This is a genomic window from Maribacter confluentis, assembly GCF_030505015.1.
In the GTDB taxonomy this organism is placed as follows: domain Bacteria; phylum Bacteroidota; class Bacteroidia; order Flavobacteriales; family Flavobacteriaceae; genus Maribacter; species Maribacter sedimenticola.
Map to the genome: position 1 here is coordinate 3,555,696 of NZ_JAUKUC010000001.1, position 21,428 is coordinate 3,577,123.

16 protein-coding genes and 1 pseudogene are annotated in these 21,428 nt (G+C 37.2%); 5 read left to right on the plus strand and 12 right to left on the minus strand.

Translation table 11 applies throughout. From position 1 onward, the window contains the following. Positions 1 to 215 precede the first annotated feature (215 nt). Complete coding sequence (locus Q2T41_RS15610) at positions 216 to 473, plus strand: hypothetical protein (RefSeq protein ID WP_304436839.1); 258 nt, start codon at positions 216 to 218, stop codon at positions 471 to 473. A 167-nt stretch (positions 474 to 640) separates the two neighbouring features. On the opposite strand, the pseudogene Q2T41_RS15615 reads toward Q2T41_RS15610, so the two are convergent. The 12 genes and pseudogenes from Q2T41_RS15615 to Q2T41_RS15670 all read right to left on the minus strand — a co-directional run bounded on the left by Q2T41_RS15615 (position 641) and on the right by Q2T41_RS15670 (position 16,665). Beyond that, positions 641 to 2,232: pseudogene (locus Q2T41_RS15615) on the minus strand (amidohydrolase family protein). 30 nt (positions 2,233 to 2,262) lie between these two features. Continuing rightward, the gene (locus Q2T41_RS15620) at positions 2,263 to 4,782 is read right to left on the minus strand and encodes a M14 metallopeptidase family protein (RefSeq protein ID WP_304436840.1); all 2,520 of its coding nucleotides are present in this window, start codon (positions 4,780 to 4,782) and stop codon (positions 2,263 to 2,265) included. A 111-nt stretch (positions 4,783 to 4,893) separates the two neighbouring features. Beyond that, positions 4,894 to 6,114 (minus strand): sensor histidine kinase, encoded by a 1,221-nt coding sequence (locus Q2T41_RS15625; RefSeq protein WP_304436841.1) that lies wholly within the window; start codon positions 6,112 to 6,114, stop codon positions 4,894 to 4,896. A gap of 115 nt (positions 6,115 to 6,229) precedes the next feature. Next, positions 6,230 to 7,624, minus strand: a complete 1,395-nt coding sequence (locus Q2T41_RS15630) for a Gfo/Idh/MocA family oxidoreductase (protein ID WP_304436842.1) — start codon at positions 7,622 to 7,624, stop codon at positions 6,230 to 6,232. A gap of 161 nt (positions 7,625 to 7,785) precedes the next feature. Next, positions 7,786 to 11,148 (minus strand): preprotein translocase subunit SecA, encoded by a 3,363-nt coding sequence (gene secA, locus Q2T41_RS15635; protein WP_304436843.1) that lies wholly within the window; start codon positions 11,146 to 11,148, stop codon positions 7,786 to 7,788. Positions 11,149 to 11,363: 215 nt separating this feature from the next. Beyond that, a complete protein-coding gene (locus Q2T41_RS15640) occupies positions 11,364 to 11,588 on the minus strand; it encodes a DUF2795 domain-containing protein (RefSeq protein ID WP_027064442.1) in 225 nt (74 codons plus the stop codon). A gap of 135 nt (positions 11,589 to 11,723) precedes the next feature. Continuing rightward, positions 11,724 to 12,299, minus strand: a complete 576-nt coding sequence (locus Q2T41_RS15645) for a cob(I)yrinic acid a,c-diamide adenosyltransferase (RefSeq protein WP_089262078.1) — start codon at positions 12,297 to 12,299, stop codon at positions 11,724 to 11,726. 92 nt (positions 12,300 to 12,391) lie between these two features. Beyond that, positions 12,392 to 12,538 (minus strand): hypothetical protein, encoded by a 147-nt coding sequence (locus Q2T41_RS15650; protein ID WP_179213212.1) that lies wholly within the window; start codon positions 12,536 to 12,538, stop codon positions 12,392 to 12,394. Between the two features lie 34 nt (positions 12,539 to 12,572). Next, a complete protein-coding gene (locus tag Q2T41_RS15655) occupies positions 12,573 to 13,067 on the minus strand; it encodes a hypothetical protein (RefSeq protein WP_304436845.1) in 495 nt (164 codons plus the stop codon). 116 nt (positions 13,068 to 13,183) lie between these two features. Next, a complete protein-coding gene (locus Q2T41_RS15660) occupies positions 13,184 to 13,441 on the minus strand; it encodes a hypothetical protein (protein WP_304436846.1) in 258 nt (85 codons plus the stop codon). 153 nt (positions 13,442 to 13,594) lie between these two features. Then, a complete protein-coding gene (locus Q2T41_RS15665) occupies positions 13,595 to 15,466 on the minus strand; it encodes an ABC-F family ATP-binding cassette domain-containing protein (protein ID WP_304436847.1) in 1,872 nt (623 codons plus the stop codon). Positions 15,467 to 15,525: 59 nt separating this feature from the next. Then, positions 15,526 to 16,665, minus strand: coding sequence for a lipoprotein N-acyltransferase Lnb domain-containing protein (locus Q2T41_RS15670; RefSeq protein ID WP_304436848.1), 1,140 nt, complete (start codon positions 16,663 to 16,665; stop codon positions 15,526 to 15,528). Between the two features lie 255 nt (positions 16,666 to 16,920). Between Q2T41_RS15670 and Q2T41_RS15675 the strand changes: the two genes are divergently transcribed. The 4 genes from Q2T41_RS15675 to Q2T41_RS15690 are packed head-to-tail and all read left to right on the plus strand — an operon-like array spanning position 16,921 to position 21,393. Beyond that, a complete protein-coding gene (locus Q2T41_RS15675; protein ID WP_304436849.1) occupies positions 16,921 to 17,658 on the plus strand; it encodes a CDP-alcohol phosphatidyltransferase family protein in 738 nt (245 codons plus the stop codon). A 46-nt stretch (positions 17,659 to 17,704) separates the two neighbouring features. Continuing rightward, positions 17,705 to 18,217, plus strand: coding sequence for a DinB family protein (locus tag Q2T41_RS15680; protein ID WP_304436850.1), 513 nt, complete (start codon positions 17,705 to 17,707; stop codon positions 18,215 to 18,217). Next, positions 18,218 to 19,165, plus strand: a complete 948-nt coding sequence (locus Q2T41_RS15685) for a tRNA dihydrouridine synthase (RefSeq protein ID WP_304436851.1) — start codon at positions 18,218 to 18,220, stop codon at positions 19,163 to 19,165. It begins immediately after the preceding gene. A gap of 47 nt (positions 19,166 to 19,212) precedes the next feature. After that, positions 19,213 to 21,393, plus strand: coding sequence for a B12-binding domain-containing radical SAM protein (locus Q2T41_RS15690; RefSeq protein WP_304436852.1), 2,181 nt, complete (start codon positions 19,213 to 19,215; stop codon positions 21,391 to 21,393). Positions 21,394 to 21,428 lie beyond the last annotated feature (35 nt).

Sequence of the window (21,428 nt, forward strand, 5' to 3'; positions counted from 1 at the left end):
ACTGAATTACTCCTGTTGAACATTCTTGTAATTTAATATCATCGACGAAATGCACCCTGTCTCGACATGTGGTTTTTGACCTAAAAACCATTCATCGATACTTTTTGTCTATTCATCAATGAAAATTACAATAAGCGAAAATTATAGCACTTCAGCGAGGTCAACGGGCACTCTTCAACACCTGAAGGTATCTTTACATTGTATTTAGATTAGTTATGAAAACACTTTTTACCTTATTAATAATTCTTTTTACCGGTGGGGTTGCACTGGCTCAAAATACAAAGCAAAATGATAAAGTTGACACTCTTGAAATGGGTATTGTTATGGTTGGTAGCATTAGTGATTCTGACCTTGAGGAAAAGGTTACAGTTTCTGACGAAACTTCAATAGCCCGTTTATATAGATACAAGAATTCTAGGGTCAATAGGGAATTGGCCTTTATTACAAAGAAAAATTACGGTAAATTGGCATAATCTTTGCCATATTAAAAAAGGTGCAACGAAGCACCTTTTAAATATTGAATTATGATTTTACTTACGATTTTAATACCAGTACTTATTGTTCTTGCAGTGTTTACCATTAATACAAGAAAACAAAATAAACTACAAGCGATCAAAGTGCCTGTGGACAAGAAGAAGTTTTAATTCTTGATACCGGGCTGTTTAATGTTATAATTACTTTTTGCCTTGGCTTCATCTACTTGTCTTTTAACATCAGCCAGTAGGGCCTTGGCGTCATATACGATACCATCTTTGATCGTATACTTTACACCACCAATACGAACCACCTCATTGTCATCGGTAAGCCTTATGGCTCCAGTTCCATATAACACTTTAAAGTTTTGAAGTGGATTTTCTTCTACTACTACAAAATCTGCGTATTTACCAATACTGACCGAGCCTATTACATCGTCCATTTCAAGCGCTTCTGCGCCATTTAGTGTGGCAGATTGTATAATTTCCAACGGATGAAATCCAGCTTCGCGCAACAACTCCAATTCACGTATATATGCAAAGCCGTATAGTTGAAAAATGAATCCGGAATCCGATCCCGTCGTTACACGGCCACCTCTATTTTTATATTCATTGATAAAGGTCATCCACAGCTTGTAATTGTTTTTCCATTCCACTTCCTGCTCTGTACCCCAATCATGCCAATAGGATCCATGGGAAATTTTACTTGGTTGATAAAACTCCCAAAGAGATGGCAGTGTATAATCATCATGCCATTCTGCACGTCTAGCTCGTTGTAAATCCCTACTTGCCTCATAAATATTGAATGTGGGGTCAATAGTAAAATCCAACGCCAATAGTTCGTTCATTACATTGTTCCAATGTTCAGAGTATGGTGCTGCCGCCTGTTTCCATAACTTACCCGCATTTTCAAAACGATCCTGCTCATTTTGGTAATTGTAGTCCAACGGAAAATCTTGCACCATACGGTCCTCAAATAATGCCTCAGGCAAACCATACCAATGTTCCATTGAGGTCAACCCGGCCCTAGCGGAATGTAACACGTTCCACCTGGCTACGCTCATCTGTGCATGGTGACATGCCGATCCTAGGCCCAACTTTTTGTTTTCATCCAAAGCGGCTGCCATAATTTCAGGTTCGGCCCCAAAGAATTTAATTCCGTCCGCGCCTTTTTTTGCATTGGCACGTACCCACTCCCGAGCCTGTTCTGGTGTAGAAATAGGTATGTCGTTCAAGGGGTTGAAGGTTTTACTTGTCTGTCCAAAGGCAGTATAGGAAATTATGCGTGGTGCAATTATTTCGTTTCTTTTACTCTTTTCTTTTAAATCTAACGCTATATCAATACCTCTTCCCGCTACTTCTCTCACCGTAGTAACTCCATGTGCCATCCACAGTTTAAACACATAATCCGGGTCTGCTCCTTGTGCATCGCCCCCTATGTGGGTATGCATATCTATAAAACCGGGCATGAGAAACATACCAGTACAATCGAGTTCCTTTCCACCGGGTTTAAGTTTTGGTCTTCTACTTTCATCTATTATTACCCCCGGTAACCAACAACTTTCACATCTTTAATAATGTTGTTCTCAACAACAATATCAACAGGTCCTTGAGGAGGGGCTCCATTACCATTAATAAGCATGACTCCTCTAATAATCAATTGGTTATGTGGTCCGTCACCTTGCAAAGACTGGGCAGATATATTATTTATGAATATAGTGGCGATGACCAGTACTATATGACCTAATTTTTTTTTCATGTTCAATTTTAAAATTTTAAATAGGTATTATTAATCCTGCGAGGGAACTTTTATTTTATCTCCAAGAAAAAGGGCGTTTAAGAATAGCCTGTTTGTTCCATACCATGAGCCTCTAAAATTTGGATTATCAGCAAATAATACGGCCCTGCCTTTGCCTACCTTACTTACAATAAGCGATGCCGAATTCATAATATGTTCCGCCATGTTCTTTTTGGTTATAAAACCGTCAATATGTGGGTCTTCAGCATATTTGGCAACGGTTGCATACGGATTTTTACTGGGAGCCAACCAAACGGAATTGTTTTTATAAACAGGTAATTGATTGTCCCTATAGCCATAGGAGAGTGGATGGGTAATATCCAAGTCAACTTTTAAGATAACACCACCAATACTTTCCTTACCAATATTCTCACGTGCATCTACATAAAGTTTTCTAATAGCTATTTGGGTAGAATCCTTTTCTTTTGAAATGAGCTCTTCTTGAACTATTTTTTTGTCTATAGCCCATTTACTGGCAGAGCCTATAGTCACCAAAGTATTTCCTTTTTCCGTCCATTGCTTTATTTTTTCAATTTGATTTTTAGTAAAATTATATTGTCCCGAAACCATTACTAGGGAGGTATACTTATCTAAATTCAACTTGTTGAAATTGCGAATGGGTACCTTCGTAATAGGCATATGTACACGGGTATCCAGTAGATGCCAAACCTCACCTGCCTCATAAGACCTTACTCCATTACCAATCAACATTACGGCTTTTGGTTGCTTTATAGGTGAGATATTGCCGCTGCCCAAATCAATACCATTATCGCTAAGTCCAGTGTTCACCGCATAAAAAGGAACATTGAATTTTTCCTGTGCTTCTGTAATCATTTGATGAATTGATGTGCCATCTACTTTTTGGAGACTTACCGGAATCAAGACTGCACCATAATTAAATGATTTGTTCTCCTTGTTGGCCCTAACTGAAAATGGCTTTGCAGCGGACGAGGCTATAATTCCTTTTTGCTGTAAATAATATAAGGCTGCCGGTGCATTATAATCGTCCCAATCCATGATATAGGCATAGCTGGATTTGGATACGGGTTCTAATTTGATCAGCTCCTGCGTGGTGGAAATTTTCTCCCCTAAGTCCAAATTATTAACGGGTCTATATTTCATATTGTAAAAATTGGCAACGGACCATGCAGAGGCATCATAGTATACACTGTCTCTATATTTTTCATAGGTTTCAAACATTGTTTGCACCATACGGTATTGTGGTTGCTGGGTGGGTACCGCAAACCTATTGCCAGACCGGTACACCTCTACTTTGTGAAGAAGCAATTTATCAATAAAGGCTTTTGTTCTGTTTTGATCATGAATATCCCCAAAAAGATAGCCTTTAACCTTGTTTTTGGTAGCATTGGTCAAGGCGCTCTTGAAAAAATCTTGTTGATACTTACGCATTATTTCTTTATTGTCCACCGCTGTTTTTACAGTGGTTAACCCAGATACATATTGGTTTCTTATCGTAAAGGCAAAGGTAATTTCACCAAATGCCGTAGTTTGTCTATGTCCTCTTGAGCTGGCCTGTTCAAACAATAGTCCTAGTCCGCCCTGTAGGTCTGGGTAGGAAGAGCCATAGCCGGGATAAGTACCATCAAAAACTTCCTTTGTAAAATATAATGATCCTATGCTATCCAAACTTTTTGCAAATTCATTTCCAAATAGGGTGTTCAAATCTTCATAATTCTCTTTGGGCATAATGGGGTCAAAAGAGGCATTCGTTTTCATTGGTTCAAAAAAGTATGTGCTTTGGGTTCCCATTTCATGAAAATCTGTCACAACGTTGGGGTACCATTGATGGTACCATTTCAATTTACCCCTACTTTCAGGATTAATGGCCAATAGCCAATCCCTGTTCAGGTCAAACCAATAATGGTTAGTTCTTCCCATAGGCCAATATTCATTATGCTCCGCGTCTTGGGGATCTGCCACTTCTGGACTCCCTTGATATGTATTTACCCATTGGGTATGCCTATCCCTACCATCAGGATTAATGGTGGGGTCAATAAAAATAACTGCATTGTCTAAATATTTTAAAATTTCAGGATTTTGGGAAGCTACTAGTGTATACGCCGTTAACATTGCGGCCTCTGAACTTGAAGGTTCATTGCCATGGACGTTATATGCTAAGTTAATGAAGAGAGGAACCTCGTTATAATTGGAAACTTTTTGTTTTGGGTCGGTAAAGGCCAAGTGCGCTTCACGCAAATTGTTTAGGTTGTTTAAATTATTTGGACTGGTAACGGTAAGCATGACCAGTTTTCTACCTTCATGGGTTCTACCGTATTCTTCTATACTTGCCCGATCGGAAAGTTCGGCAAGTTTTTCAAGGTAAGCTACTATGAGGTCATGCCGTGTATGATGCTCACCAATACCATAGCCCAAAAATGTTTCGGGCGAAGGAATTTCAGCTGTAAAGGGTTTGTATTTTTGAACAAAATAATCTTGGGCAGATAAGGTAAATCCAGAAAGAATTACTAAAAGGAGTAATTTTTTAAGCATCCAGTCAGTTATTTAGTTGGTTGCTTAAATATAAACAATTAACTGCAATTACTTTTGTAGTGAATTTTCCTGAACGCCAATTAAATTACTGGCATTATTCTCAACATAAACTTATAGGGTCTGGTTTAACTGCTGACTAATTTCTTGAAACTGTATGATGTAATTAGTTCCTTTTTTAGAGTGGTCCCTTTCTATGGAGCCTCTTAATTGGCGGGTAAGGTTATGTATTAATTTTAGCCCTAATGATTTAGTATTCTTATAATTTACCGTATCTGGGAAACCTTTTCCATTATCACCAATTTCCAAAATATAACAGTTTTGTTTGGCTGGGTCTTTTTGTAATTTTATATGGATCTCTCCGGAATCATCACCTTCAATTCCATATTTTAAGGCATTCGTCAATGCTTCATTGATTAACAATCCTAAAGGTATGGCAGTATCAATACCTAATTTAATATTGGGAATTTCAATATTTAACACAATTGAATTTTCAATTCCTTTTATGGAACGTATAAGGTATTCGCTCAATTCTTGCACGTACGATTTATATTCAATATGGCTAATATCATTACGCATATATAACATTTCGTGAACCATAGCCATGGCTATAACCCTGTTTTGCGTCCCTTTTAGAAGTCCTTTCATAGGTCCGTTTTCAATGTTTCTGGATTGCAGGCTCAATAAACTTGAAACGGTCTGTAAATTATTTTTTACCCTATGGTGTACTTCTTTTAATAGGTTCTCTTTTTCATGAACCTGGATAGCCATATTTTTCTTGGAAGTATATAAGGCATTGTAGGTTTTTAACAAACTTTTGCCAAAGGTATTGCCCAATAGGTATACTGAAATCAATATGGAAAGAAAACTAAATGTTCCAAAGTACTCTTCCGGAACTACATTTTCCGTAACCCTTAAACTTGGTATAGTTTGCGTGAAAAGCAAGCAAATTAGAACGTAAATTAGATTAAAATAATTTCTGCCATATTTACTGCTATTGACAAACCCGCCAAAACCTATTAAGGGAAGCATGAATATAAACGAACTTTGAATACCACCACTATAAAGGGTTACCACAAATGCAGATATAAGTCCAATGACCGATGAAATATTGAACGTGGGTAAAATTTGCTTATGAACCTTGAAATATTGAAGGTTTATAAGGTTGATTATACCAAATGCAACTAATAAAAACGGTATTATTTGGGTAACATGCAATATAAAATAGCATATGGCCCCAAATAATATGGAGATGATACTAGTGGCATAACTTACCCTTAAAAATAATTTGGTTTTATCCTGTAGACGCTCTTGGTCAATGGTAAATCCGGGCATAAATGTGGTTTAGATACTATAAATTATACTGTTTATACAATGTAAATCTAATTATGTTTTTAACATTATACTAGTAAATTTGAGGATAGTATAGCCTAATGCAACAAAAAAATTATTATGAACGTATTTTTTTAGGTTCCAGGTCTGTTAAATCACCAATTTTTATTGCTTTTCCTGACTCTATACTCCTTCTTGCTCCAATTCCTATTAAGACGGACATGGCCCCATCCCTAATGCCTGCAGTTCTGCCATAAGGGTCTGTAGTTTCTGGATTGACAAAGATTTTATCATGAAGACGCTTATCACCGCCACCATGGCCCCCTTTTTCAATGGGTACTTTGACAACCTCATGTTTTTCCCATAATTTATGTACAACGATCGAACCAAAATGTTCTTCCTCTTTATTATTCTGGGCCATTTCCAAAGCATGTTTTTCAGCTTCACTGACCGTGCTGACCGAATGGTAGGGTATATCCTCAGAAGCTTCAATTCTGCCCTTTGTTCCGTTGAACGAAACACGCCAACCTTCAAAAGGGGAGTAGGTCGTTAAGCTATAATTGACTACCGTATTATCGGCATATTTAACCTGTGCGGACATTTTATCATAAATATCTATCTCGTTCCTAAAGAGACAATTGTCCCTGATATAACCATCTTCATGCTCATGGTCGGCATAAAGCTTTTTCATGGACTCATCCTTTGTAATATCCCAATAGAACTCACAAGTGGATTTATGGTCACATGACCTGCAATTGGGACCTCTTTGCGGTCCGTTTTTGCCATAAAATTCCAAATCGCCATAGGCAAATACTTCTTTAGGTTCAGAATTTATCCACCAATTTAACAAATCAAAATGATGGGTAGATTTATGTACCCATAACGAACCACTGCTTTCCATTTCTCCATGCCATCTCCTAAAATAAGATGCACCATGATACGTATTAAGGTACCAATGGAAATCTACGGAAACCAAATCTCCTATGGTTTTGTTGCTTATCAATTCCTTGATTTTTGTAGCATACGGACTCCATCGATAATTAAAACCTACAATTAACTTTTTGTCCGATTTCTTTTCTGCATCAATAATTTCTTGGCATTTGCTTTCGTCCGTAGTCAACGGTTTTTCCGTAAGGACATCACAGCCCATTTCCAATCCTTTAATAATGTATTCATGATGGGTGGAGTCTTTAGTGGTAACGATGACCAAATCAGGTTCAGTCTTTTGTATCATCTCTTCAAAATCCGTAAAGAGCGGGCAGTCCGCTCCTATGAATTTCATGGCATATTTTAAGCGGCTTGAGTTAATATCGGATAAACCAACAAATTCCAATATTTCACCATATTCATCTACCAAACGTTTACCCCAAAAAGTGGTGCCCCTAATACCGGTGCCTACCAAGGCAACCTTTAATTTAGAAGTTTTTTTAAACGCAAAAGTTGATATAGGAAATGCCGAACTGGCTGCAAGCATTCCTATAGAAGTAATGAATTTTCTTCTGGTATTGTTCATTTTTCGGCTTTTTAAGTGGTAACTTAAATATACCGTTTTTTTTATACCAAAATTTTATAATATTCTGATTTAACAAGTTGGAATTTAAAAGTGAGAATTTTACACATAAAAAAAGCATTTCAATAAAATGAAATGCTTTTTAAAAAGAAATGTATTTTAAATTAGTCTTGTGTTAATACCCAAGAGCCACTTTGAATCAGCGGTTCTGCCTGTTTAAACTTTACGGTTTTACTTTCACCGCTCATTACATTTTTAATGGTAACACGTTCGTTTCTACCAATTTTTGGTTGTTCCCTGGTAATGGTTTCTGTAACAGCAGGTCGCTCTCCTTGGTTTTGACCAACTGCTCTATTACGTGCCGCCAATTCATCACTATTGGGTATTTCCTCTTTGGTGGTTTTTAATTTTTCCCTTGAACGCTGAACCATACGTTCTTCTTGAATTGCATTGGTGTTTTCTGAAGGTAGTTCCCCTTTAAAAAGAAAGGAAACAACTTCTTTGTTCACTTTTTCTATCATGGACTTAAAAAGCTCGAATGCTTCAAACTTATAAATTAACAATGGATCCTTTTGTTCGTGAACCGCCAATTGTACAGATTGTTTCAATTCATCCATTTTACGCAAATGGGTTTTCCAAGAGTCGTCAATAATGGCCAACGAAATATTCTTTTCAAAATCTGTTATTAATTGTTTGCCATTGGTATCGTAAGCATCTTGAAGATTGGTTACAACGTTTAGACTTTTAATGCCATCTGTAAAAGGCACAACGATACGTTCAAAATTATTGGCATTATCCTCATGTACTTTTTTGATTACCGGATACGCAGCTGCGGCATTACGTTCCATTTTTTCATTATAATGTTTGTAGGCAGCCTTGTATACTTTGGCGGTAATTTCCTGTGCACCGGATTTGTCAAACTCAGTTTCCTCTACGGGAGAGGTCATTGAGAAATACTTGATCAGTTCAAATTCAAAATTCTTGTAGTCACTGGCACTTTTATTGCCCTCAACGATTACCTCACAGGTATCATAGATCATATTGGCAATATCTAGCTTTAAACGCTCTCCCTGTAACGCATGGCGTCTTCTCTTATAGACCACTTCACGCTGTGCGTTCATTACGTCATCATATTCCAATAGACGCTTACGTACTCCAAAGTTGTTCTCTTCAACTTTTTTCTGTGCGCGTTCTATGGATTTGGTCATCATACTGTGCTGAATGACCTCACCGTCTTCCAAGCCCATTTTATCCATCATTTTGGCTACCCTGTCAGAACCGAACAATCGCATTAGGTTATCTTCCAGGGAAACATAGAACTGAGAACTTCCCGGATCTCCTTGACGTCCGGAACGACCACGTAGCTGTCTGTCAACTCGTCGTGAATCATGCCTTTCCGTACCAATGATTGCAAGTCCTCCAGCTTTTTTAACTTCTTCGGACAATTTAATATCCGTACCACGACCCGCCATGTTGGTAGCAATTGTAACTACTCCGGCATTACCGGCCTCAGCAACTACGTCTGCCTCCTTTTTATGAAGTTTGGCATTCAGTACATTATGGGGAACCTTGCGTACACTCAATAGTTTTGATAAAAGTTCTGATATCTCTACAGATGTTGTACCAATCAATACGGGTCTACCAGCTTTACTGATCTTGGTAACCTCTTCTATGATCGCATTGTATTTTTCCCTTTTGGTCTTATAGATTAAGTCATTACGATCATCTCTGGCTATTGGTCTGTTGGTTGGAATTTCCATAACATCCAATTTGTAGATCTCCCAGAATTCGCCCGCTTCGGTAACTGCCGTACCCGTCATACCCGCAAGCTTGCTGTACATTCTAAAATAATTCTGTAAGGTAACGGTTGCAAAGGTTTGTGTTAAGGCCTCTATTTTTACATTTTCCTTTGCTTCAATGGCTTGGTGCAAACCGTCAGAATATCTACGGCCATCCATAATACGACCGGTCTGTTCGTCAACGATCATTACCTTATTGTCCATGACCACATATTCGGTATCTTTTTCAAATAAGGTATACGCCTTTAATAATTGGCTCATGGTATGAATACGCTCACTCTTAACGGTAAAGTCCTTGAACAATTCTTCCTTTAGTTCCGCTTCTTTTTCAATATCAAGATTCTGATTTTCTATTTTGGCAATTTCACCACCAATATCCGGCATAACAAAGAAATCCCTGTCCTGTTCCCCAGAGATATAGTCTACGCCTTTATCCGTTAATTCTATTTGATTGTTTTTTTCATCTATTACGAACAACAGGTCCTCATCTACCTTGGGCATTTCCCTATTGTTATCCTGCATATAAAAATTCTCAGTTTTTTGAAGCAACTGTTTTACTCCTTCCTCACTCAAGAATTTTATTAAGGCCTTGTTCTTAGGAAGCCCACGATATACGCGCAGTAAAAGGAATCCTCCTTCTTTGGTATCACCTTCAGCAATCAATTTTTTAGCTTCCGCCAATACACCAGTTAAATGCTGACGCTGCTTTTGTACTATTTCGCTAACCTTAGGTTTTAACTCATTAAACTCATGGCGGTCACCTTCGGGTACGGGTCCGGATATAATAAGCGGTGTACGCGCATCATCTACCAAAACGGAATCTACCTCATCTACAATGGCGTAATTATGGGGGCGTTGTACCAAATCTTTTGGGGTATGCGCCATATTATCCCTTAAGTAATCAAAACCGAATTCATTGTTGGTTCCATACGTAATGTCCGCATTATATGCAGCCCGTCTACCATCGGAATTGGGTCTATGGTGATCTATACAGTCTACGGAAAGACCATGAAATTCAAAAATTGGGGCCATCCATGCGCTATCCCTCTTGGCCAAATAATCATTTACGGTAACCAAGTGCGCACCGTTTCCACTTAATGCATTTAAATATAAAGGTAGGGTAGCCACAAGAGTTTTACCTTCACCTGTCTGCATTTCTGCAATCTTACCTTGGTGTAAGGCAATACCTCCTATAAGTTGTACATCATAATGCACCATGTCCCAAGTTACTTCTTTACCTGCGGCATCCCAGGAGTTTTTCCAAATGGCATTATCACCGTCTAAGGTAACATAGCCTTTACTACCTGACAAGGTTCTGTCATATTCAGAAGCGGTAACGGTAATGGTCTCATTATTTGCAAAACGTTTGGCCGTTTCCTTGACCACTGCAAATGCTTCTGGAAGTATTTTGTTCAATGTTTCTTCAGAAAGTGCATAAGCTTCTTCCTTTAATTTATCTATCTCCGTATAGATATCCTCGTTCTTGTCAATGTCATTTGAGTTTTTGACCTCCTCTTCCAATGCATTGATCTGCTCAGTCTTTTCTTTATAGGAATCTTGAATGATTTGTTTAAAATCCAAGGTCTTTTGCCTTAATTCATCATGGCTCAGGCTTTTCAACTGTACTTCAAAAGATTTTATTTGGTCCACTAAAGGTTGAAGCTCCTTTACATCTTTTTGCGATTTATCACCAACAAAGGCCTTTAGGATAGAATTTATGAAACTCATATGTTTTAATCTAATTAGAAATGATACCTAACTTGCCTATTGTTGAACAAGGTAGGTTTCAAAATATTATAGAGTCGGCAAATGTGTCGACGTTGAAAAATAGCAAAAGGTATTCCAGTCTCTGTTTTTCTATGAAATAACCTAACTACCTGTCAAAATTACATAAAAAAAAAGCCTCCTAAGAGACTTTTTTGTAGTTATTATGATATCGAATATTAATATTCGTCCTCGTTCCAGAGGTAGTCTTCTTCCGTTGGATAGTCAGGCCAAATCTCTTCTATCGATTCATAAATCTCTCCACCTTCTTCTTCCATAGACTGTAAATTTTCTACGACTTCCAAAGGGGCTCCAGTTCTAATAGAGTAATCTATTAACTCATCTTTACTTGCCGGCCAAGGTGCATCACTTAAATAAGATGCTAATTCTAATGTCCAATACATAGTAATTGTTTGATTTTAAAATTTTTGCAAAAGTAATTTTTAAATTGAGATAGCCAAGAAATTAGCCTTAAAAATCAATTTTTGTTCCATTATTTTTTGCTTTGATAAATTGATAACGAATAAATTAGCTTTTTATTAGTCCTTTTTTTCAGGAACCCATTTTATTTCATTCGCTTTATGATCTACAGACAATTTTCGTGCCAATACAAATAAATAATCTGATAACCTGTTCAAATATGACAGCACGGTCATATCAAATTTTTCATTCTTAAATAACAAGGTGGACATTCTTTCCGCTCTTCTACAAACAGTTCTGGCAATATGACAGTATGACACGGTCGTGTGACCGCCTGGTAGAATAAAATGGGTCATTGCCGGTAATTTTAAATCTATTTCGTCAATGGCCTTTTCTAAAAATTGGAGCTCTTTTGTACTTATTGTTGAAATGGCCAGTCTCTTTTGCCCATTTTTTAAAAGTGCTTTATTGGGATCTGTAGCCAGAATAGCGCCAACCGTAAACAAATCTTTTTGAATCTGTATTAATTGTTCCTTTGTGGTAGTGTCTATTTTTTGATCGCGTATAAGGCCCAACCACGAGTTTAACTCATCAATAGTGCCATAGCTTTCTATTCTAATATGGTGTTTGGGAACCCTGGTCCCACCAAAGAGTCCGGTAGTGCCATCATCACCTGTTTTTGTGTATATTTTCATTGTACTCTAAAACTATAAGGGATTACGAACATATTGCTCTTATTTACCGTTTGTTGATCGTAACTTATTTTTTGGTTCACGAAATTAACGGCTTAATTTTTCTTGTGCTTATCCTTACGCTCATAATCGCCCATGAATTTTTTTGATTTGCGGGATTTGGATTTGTTCCTATTTATTATCGTAAGTGCCAAATAAAGTGCAAATACTACTGCCAGTATAATGTAAATAGTATTGTTCATTTTTATTGATGAGATTAAGTTTAAAATTACAGGTTTATATCCGTATTTTAAAATGTTCTTTAACTTGTTCCTTTCTAACGAAAACCAAGCCACAATAAAACAAATCTATAGTAACGGTTACTTTATTATGTGCCTGTATATATTTCCATTGTTCAAAATTATTTTGATTTTTATGGATTTTATCAATGAACAGCATTGTTCTATTTTCAAGTTTCTGATCTAGAATTTTACTGTGCAGGATATCATTAACGGAGCCAACAATTACAATTGGGTTTTCTTGGGTAAAATTGACATTAGGGCAATGGTCAAATATATCTTTTTCCAGATTTTTATTCGCGGTCAATAACCTTACGGTTTGGTAATTAAAGTATAAAATACTTTTTACTAGAACTTTTGTACTTACAGGTAGCCTGATTCGTTCTTTTTTATACAAACATTTTGTGACGTAGTCATAGACAAAAGGGGAGTGTACACCGTGTTGATTGGTAGCCGTAACATAGAATTTTAAAAAGGACAATATTTGATACAAAACATTTTTTTTCAAAAATAAGTATCCTTTATCAACTGTAATTGTTTTGAAGTATTTAGTTTGGAATATGAGTTGGCTAAAATGCGCACGTATAATAAAAAAAGTTAAACGTTACGTTAAGCCATTTTTGGTTTGTTCGCTTTTATGTCGAACGCCAATGCCTTAATTATTCTGTTGTTCTTGTTTTTATGCAACCTAGCTACTTCAATTTTATCAGTTGTACTTTTAATTAGTGTTGCTTTATTGGTCTCTATCTTTTGAACTAAAATTGCCTTAGGTGTCCTTGTTGGAGCAGTATTGTCTTCTGTTGTTTTTTGGGCATGACCCAAAAAGTTAGTTAAAAATAGTGCGGTAAAAGCGATAAACAGTCTCATATTCGTTTAATTATACTGCTAAAGTAGTAGCATAGTCTAACTAAATTCTATGACGTTAGGTGAGTATCATTTTACTGTAGACGAACGGTAATTTTTGTTCGTTGGTTATTTTGTCCAAACAAGAGCATACTGCTTAATAACTTTATTGTACCACTAACCTTCAATAATTGCCGAGAGTTCAAACCAGCGCTCTGTCTTTTGGTCAATGGTACCCGTTAATTCTTTAAGTTCAATGGACAGGTCTTTTATTTCATCTGGAGATAAGGAGGTATCCGTAAATTTTTCTTGCACTTTTACCTTTTTTTGTTCCAGTGTCTGTATTTCCCGTTCCAATTTTTTAAACTCCTGTTGTTCCGCGTATGAAGCTTTTGCATTTGAGGAAGTATCTTTCCAATTAGATTTAGGCGTGCTCTTTAATTCTTTCTGTTCTCGCTTTTCCTGTATCTGACTGTCCTCATAAGCCCTGTAGTCCGAGTAATTACCGGGAAAATCCTCAATTACGGCATTACCCCGAAAGACAAAAAGGTGGTCTACGATTTTATCCATAAAATAACGGTCATGGGAAACGACCATTAGACAACCTTGAAAATCCATCAAAAAACTTTCCAATACATTCAGGGTAACAATATCCAAATCGTTGGTTGGTTCATCCAATATCAAAAAATTGGGATTTTGAATAAGTACTGTACATAAATATAGCCGCTTTCTTTCCCCACCACTTAATTTTTCAACAAAATCATATTGTTTCTTTCTATCAAAAAGAAATCGCTCTAAAAGTTGTTGGGCAGAAATTTGCCTGCCTTTCATTAACGGAATATAATCTCCAAACTCACGTATGACATCTATTACCTTTTGACCCTCTTTTATCTGAATGCCCTTTTGGGTGTAATAGCCAAACTTTATGGTATCACCTACCACCACCTTTCCGGCATCAGGTTGGTCCTTGCCTGTAAGAATGTTCAGGAAAGTAGATTTTCCTGTACCGTTCTTACCAATAATGCCTATGCGCTCACCTTTTTGAAATACATATTCAAACTTATCAAGTATTGGTTTATTGGGGTAAGATTTTGAAATCTTATGCAACTCCAATATTTTACTGCCAACACGCTCCATATTCAACTCTAGCTGAACTTGATGGTCCTTTCTCCGCTGGCTGGCTTTTTCCTTGATTACCGCAAAATCATCTATTCTTGATTTTGATTTTGTGGTACGTGCCTTTGGCTGACGCCTCATCCAATCTAATTCTTTCTTGAACAGCAATTCCGTTTTATGTTGCTCTGTGGCCTCCTGTTCTATACGGGCTTCCTTTTTCTCCAAATAGTAAGAATAATTTCCTTTATATGGGTACAGTTTGCCATTTTCCAATTCAATGATTTCATTGCATACACGCTCTAAAAAATAACGGTCGTGCGTTACCATGAAAAGGGTCATGTTTTCTTTTGCGAAAAAATCCTCTAGCCATTCGATCATTTCAAGATCTAGATGGTTGGTTGGTTCGTCCAGGACCAGTAAGTCCGGTTTATTGATAAGTGCATTGGCCAATGCCAATCGTTTTTTCTGCCCACCGGATAACCTGCCCACCTTTGCATTGAGGTCATCCAATTTTAGCTTGGACAATATTTGTTTGTACTGGGTCTCAAAATCCCAAGCTTCAAAACGGTCCATTGCCTCAAATGCCTTTTGGTAAGCATCCGAATCTTCAGGATTTAATAAGGCTTTTTCGTAGTTTGAAATAACTTGTAAAATTTCATTATCAGACGCAAATATGGTCTCTTCAACGGTTAAGTTGGGGTCCATTACCGGCTCTTGTGCCAAAAAGGAAACTCGGGTAGACTTACGATAATTCACTTGACCGGAGTCTGGGGTGTCCGCCCCGGATAGAATATTTAATATGGATGTTTTTCCTGTACCGTTTTTTGCGATCAAGGCAATTTTTTGGTCCTTGTTAATACCAAAAGAAAGGTTGTCAAACAAGACCAGCTCGCCATAGGATTTTGAAATATTTTCAACGGTAAGTAAATTCATATATTTTTTATTGTTCGTTATTGATGCTACGTTCTAAAACCAATTTATTCGTGAGAATTTTAATTAGTTTTGGTTTTTTGGACGGTTTTAAAAAATGAATACAAGAAGATATATCTAATGCTCAATACCCCTAAAACAAGTATCATTAAAATGGAAAATACCTGGATTTTTAAAATCCATATTAAAATGGATATTAGGACCAAAATCATTACAATGATCAAATAGGTATTTATCCATTTTGGAGGGTCGTTTTTTAGAAGATATAATGCCACAATTGCATTTGGAGCAAACGCCCACAAAGCATTATAATTCATTTTTGTTGCCAGGTGGTCGGTACCAAACCAAAGAAAAGCAATTAAAATTCCTGAAAGTCCAGTAAGGATAAACAGTGAAAAATCTAGCCACTTGGTACGTTCTCCTTTGGAATGGTCTCTATAGGTTATCCAGCTAACCAGAACTAAAAGTAATCCTAGCCAAAAAGCGGGACTAAAAACAAAAATAGAACTATCGTCCTGTTCCGGAATATCTAAAAGAACCGTTTCTTTTTTAACAAATGGCTCTCCATTTAGAGTAGTGTGCTTCATCTGCCGATAAACATAAATAGGGAGGAATAAATGTTCATACGGGGTAGCTTTGCGGTCTATCACAGAACCTAAAGCCAAGTCTATTCCAAAATTGGACCAGCTATTAGGGTTGAGCTTTAAACGTATAAGTTGCCTAAATGTTAAATGCTCGCTTAGATGATCAAAATTAAAATGTAATTCATTGCCTAACGTTTTTTCAAATACCATTGGTATTCTAGTGGCACAGTTATCAAATAGGAAATCATACTTGTATCTCTTGTTTTCAGGAAGTAAGTTATGCTCTAAAAAGCCGATTATAGCATTGCGTTGTTGTAAATTCAAGTTAAGTGATTGTTCCTTGACCCAACGTTGCTCTTGTTTGTAAGATCTCTCAAAATATGAATATGGAATTCTGGAAATAGTATAGGCCAATTTACCCCTTGTAAAATTTAAATAAAAATTGGGGTCCTCAAAATCATAGGTGCCGTAACCATATACCTCATCAATTCCTATGGAAGGATCTTGTAAACGAATGGCGCTATGACCAAATTTTGCGGCCAAATCATCACCGGTACCCACGGTAAGCAAGCTTATTTTGGATAGCGGGGATAACTGCACTTCTTGGGATTGCCCCAAAAAGTTAAAAAGGAATATGGTAAAATAAAAAAGTATTTTTTTGAACATAACAAAACATGCACGTGGCGGATACAAAGATGCGAATAATAACAGATTTAATTCTAAAAGCTTTTATAATTTAGTATTGTCTAATGGGCTCATAATTTTACTTTCATATATTACATCTATGATCCATTAGAATTATGTTATTTTTATAGCGCATATTTTGCTCCCTGTTGCCAACATGGTTTTAAAGTGTACCTAACTAAGATTCTTATGAAAAAACATATCCCTAATTTTATAACACTTTTAAATGTCTTCTGCGGTTGTGTTGCCACAATTTTTGCCGTGATGAATCGCTTGGAAATTGCTGCAATATTCGTTGCATTGGGCATTTTCTTTGATTTCTTTGACGGATTGGCAGCAAGGGTTCTTAACGTAAAGAGTGAATTAGGATTACAGCTAGATTCATTGGCAGATATGATTACCAGTGGTTTGGTGCCCGGTATTGTCATGTTTCAGCTATTGGCCATGTCCCAAACAGATGGGTGGGGAGATGGTTCTCACTTTTTTATGGAAGAAGGACAATTAAAGCTCATGCATTTATTGCCCTTTTTTGGATTCATAGTGACAATGGCCTCCGGCTACCGTTTGGCTAAATTTAATATAGATGAAAACCAAACCTCATCATTTATAGGTTTGCCTACCCCGGCAAATGCATTGCTTATACTTTCCTTACCGTTAATACTTCTATATCAAAATAATGATATTATAAATGGTATTATTCTTAACCAATGGTTTTTGATCGTACTTACCCTGTTAAGCGCATACCTATTAAATTTTAGTTTACCGTTATTTGCGCTAAAATTTAAGAATACCAGCTTTAAGGATAATGCTATGCGATATATCTTTATAATTATCAGTATTGTTTTAATCGTAACCATGCATTATATGGCTATTCCTGTAATTATCCTGTTTTACATAGTAAGTTCCTTTGTGCAGGACAAATTTTAAAAGGTAGAAAAGAGTAATATAATATTCCCCAAAAGCATAGTTGATTATGGAAGATGATAGTTTAGAATTTTGGTTAAGTGGGCCAATCCCTAGTATACCCGGTACATTGCAACCCGCAGCACATGCGTTGTTGCAATCAGAAAGGGAATTAAGGAAATATACGGACAATTTCCCAAAGGAATTATTGTGGGCCAAGGCTAGCGGAAGGGCTTCGGTAGGTTTTCATATGAACCATATGACAGGAGTCTTAGACCGGTTGTTGACCTATGCCAAAGGAGAATCGTTATCTGAGGAACAATTTAATTTCCTAAAACATGAGGGTACATTTAATCTACAAACCGAAGTTACTTTTTTACAGGAACAATTTTCCCGTAAGGTAGAGGAAGCTTTGGAGTATTTTAAAAGCTTACCTGAAGAAACCCTAAGTGAAAGAAGAACCGTTGGCAGAAAAAAATTACCTACTACTGTTTTGGGACTGTTGTTCCATGCCGCAGAACATTGTCAACGTCATATAGGTCAATTATTGGTTACGGCAAGCGTATTAAACGATCGGGCATAATTGAAAGACATTACCCTTTTATCGTCCCCGTTACAAGGCTTTACCGATTTTAGGTTTAGGAACGCCTTTCATCGGTATTTTGGAGGTGTAGATACGTTTTACGCACCCTACATACGCTTAAACGGAAAGTTGATCATTAAAAACTCCTATCAAAAAGATATACAACCGCATAACAATACAACCCTAGAGGTAATCCCTCAGGTTATGACGAATGATGCCGACGAATTTTTATTTGTTGTAAATTATATTCAAAGTTTGGGATACAAGGAACTGAATTGGAATTTAGGTTGTCCTTATCCTATGGTGACTAAACAGGGAATGGGAAGCGGACTCATATGTGATCCAGGAAAAATAGACCAAATCCTGAAACGTACGCATGAAGAAACGGATGTAACGGTTTCCATGAAGATGAGGATGGGCTATGAGCATGCCCAAGAAATATTAGACGTATTTCCTATATTGGATAAATACCCATTAAAAAATATTGCAATACACGCGCGTATAGGCAAACAATTGTATAAAGGCGGAGTAGATTTAGAAGCGTTTCAAAAGTGTATAGACAATACCCGCCATAAACTATATTATAACGGGGATATTACATCGGTGGCAAAATTTAGGGAGATGAAAGAACGCTTTCCTGGTATTGACCACTTTATGATCGGCAGGGGGTTAATTGCAGACCCGTTTTTACCGAGTATGATTAAGAACGATACAACGGAATATCCAAAGGATAGATGGAAGATTTTTTCCGAATTTCATGATACTATCTATCAACAGTACGATGAAGCGCTATCAGGTCCAACCCCGATAAAAATGAAAATGCAAGGCTTTTGGGAATATTTTTCCCAATCTTTCTCCAATCCGCACAAAACATTTAAAAGAATCAAAAAGGCCAATAACCCTAGGGCATATCAACAAGCGGTACGCGAAAATCTAAATGAAGGATAATCAGTCCGGTAACCATTATCTTTGCAATATTCCTTTAAAATTACCTAGTGAAAGACCTCTTATTAATAACTCCTCCGTTTACCCAATTAAATACGCCATATCCCGCTACGGCATATATTAAAGGTTTTTTGAATACGAAACAGATTACATCGTTTCAATCAGATTTAGGTATAGAGGTCATTTTAAAATTATTCAATAGGGGTACGTTTCAACATCTTTTTGAAAAGGCGTATGAAGAACAATCCATAGTTTCGGAAAATTGTCAACGAATATATCAGTTACGTGAGCAATACCTACAAACCCTGGATCAGGTACTATTATTTTTGCAGGGCAAGAACCATACGTTGGCCAGGCAGTTATGTACCGATAATTTTTTGCCGCGCGCTTCTCGTTTTCAGCAATTGGACGATTTGGAATGGGCCTTTGGGAATATGGGCATGCAGGACAAGGCCAAACATTTGGCAACATTGTATCTAGAGGATCTGTCAGATTTTTTGGTGGAATGTGTAGACCCTAATTTTGGTTTTAGTAGATATGCGGAAAAATTGGGACGTAGCGCAAATTCTTTTGACGAACTCTATGAACATCTAAATGCCGAGCCTACCTTCATAGATGATATGACCTTATCCATATTGAAGCAAAGGTTAATACAACACGAACCCAAGTTGGTATGCTTTTCAGTTCCTTTCCCTGGAAACTTATATAGTGCTTTTCGCTGCGCCCAATTTATTAAAAGGAATTTTCCCGATATAAAGATTGCCATGGGTGGCGGTTTCCCAAATACGGAGTTACGTAGCGTAACCGATGAAAGGGTATTTGAATTTGTTGATTTTATTTCCTTGGATGACGGAGAGCTTCCTTTAGAACTTATATATGGGTTTGTGCTAAATGGAGTAGGGGAGCTAAAACGGACCTTTATTTTGGAAAATGATGCTATTGTCTATAGGAACAATAGTACCAGATCGGATTATAAGCTGCAAGATGTAGGTACACCGGATTATACGGACCTTCTGTTAGACCAATATATATCCGTAATAGAAATAGCCAATCCAATGCATAGTTTATGGAGTGATGGTCGTTGGAATAAATTGACCATGGCACATGGTTGTTATTGGGGCAAGTGTACCTTCTGTGATATATCGTTGGATTATATTAAAGTATATGAGCCTCTAGCCGCCAGCTTGTTGGTAGATAGAATAGAGGCCATAATTGCCCAGACAGGAGAAACCGGTTTTCATTTTGTGGACGAGGCCGCTCCGCCATCGTTGATGAAGGCGTTGGCCATGGAAATTTTAAAGCGTAAATTGACCATTACATGGTGGACCAATATTCGTTTTGAGAAAAACTTTACCCAGGACCTTTGTTTTCTTTTGAAAGCATCGGGTTGTATTGCCGTTTCCGGTGGTTTAGAGGTAGCTTCTGACCGGTTGTTGCAGCTTATCGATAAAGGTGTAACGGTGGCTCAGGTTGCCCAAGTGACACGTAATTTTACCGAAGCCAATATTATGGTCCATTCTTATTTAATGTATGGCTATCCTACACAGACCGTTCAGGAAACCGTTGACAGCTTGGAAATGGTAAGGCAGTTATTTGAATTGGGAATTATTCAATCAGGGTTTTGGCATCAATTCGCTTTAACGGCCCACAGTCCGGTAGGTCTACGACCAAAAGACTTTGGTGTTGTTCCGGATCTAAAAAAGATTACTTTCGCCAATAATGATATCGAATTTGTGGATGGTACAGGTATTGACCATGCACAATTTAGCTTTGGATTAAAAAAATCATTGTTCAATTTTATGCATGGTATAGGCTTTGACATGCCGTTGCAGGAGTGGTTTGATGTAGAGTTGCCGGTAACGACCATACAACCGGATTATATTTATAACTGTTTGCAGGAGGATACTGTCTTTAAAACCAGACCTACGGCTAGAATTGTATGGCTGGGATCGTCACCTATTTGTACCCAAACGATAAAGTCCAAAAAAGGAAAGATTTGGGAAATGTTGACATTAAAATTTCATACAAAAACCAATGTTTTTGAGATAACCGTAGATAGGGTTCATGGGCACTGGTTATATGACCTTTTAAACAGAATTACACCACAACGCAATGCAATGACCTTTAAGCAAGTAAAAGCGGATTTTGAACTTCAATCCAGTGATTTTGAACTATTTTGGTATTCCAAGCCAATTAGAAGGTTATTCGCTCAAGGTCTTTTAGTAGTATAATTTTGGTTTTTAAGTAAGAAACAACTAAACTATAT

Excerpts from the sequence above, each read along its gene's own strand:
- Q2T41_RS15620 (WP_304436840.1), bottom strand. The coding sequence starts at position 4,782 with ATGCTTAAAAAATTACTCCTTTTAGTAATTCTTTCTGGATTTACCTTA.
- Q2T41_RS15625 (WP_304436841.1), bottom strand. The coding sequence starts at position 6,114 with ATGCCCGGATTTACCATTGACCAAGAGCGTCTACAGGATAAAACCAAA.
- secA (WP_304436843.1), bottom strand. The coding sequence starts at position 11,148 with ATGAGTTTCATAAATTCTATCCTAAAGGCCTTTGTTGGTGATAAATCG.
- Q2T41_RS15650 (WP_179213212.1), bottom strand. The coding sequence starts at position 12,538 with ATGAACAATACTATTTACATTATACTGGCAGTAGTATTTGCACTTTAT.
- Q2T41_RS15640 (WP_027064442.1), bottom strand. The coding sequence starts at position 11,588 with ATGTATTGGACATTAGAATTAGCATCTTATTTAAGTGATGCACCTTGG.
- Q2T41_RS15630 (WP_304436842.1), bottom strand. The coding sequence starts at position 7,624 with ATGAACAATACCAGAAGAAAATTCATTACTTCTATAGGAATGCTTGCA.
- Q2T41_RS15680 (WP_304436850.1), top strand. The coding sequence starts at position 17,705 with ATGGAAGATGATAGTTTAGAATTTTGGTTAAGTGGGCCAATCCCTAGT.
- Q2T41_RS15645 (WP_089262078.1), bottom strand. The coding sequence starts at position 12,299 with ATGAAAATATACACAAAAACAGGTGATGATGGCACTACCGGACTCTTT.
- Q2T41_RS15675 (WP_304436849.1), top strand. The coding sequence starts at position 16,921 with ATGAAAAAACATATCCCTAATTTTATAACACTTTTAAATGTCTTCTGC.
- Q2T41_RS15660 (WP_304436846.1), bottom strand. The coding sequence starts at position 13,441 with ATGAGACTGTTTATCGCTTTTACCGCACTATTTTTAACTAACTTTTTG.
- Q2T41_RS15665 (WP_304436847.1), bottom strand. The coding sequence starts at position 15,466 with ATGAATTTACTTACCGTTGAAAATATTTCAAAATCCTATGGCGAGCTG.
- Q2T41_RS15610 (WP_304436839.1), top strand. The coding sequence starts at position 216 with ATGAAAACACTTTTTACCTTATTAATAATTCTTTTTACCGGTGGGGTT.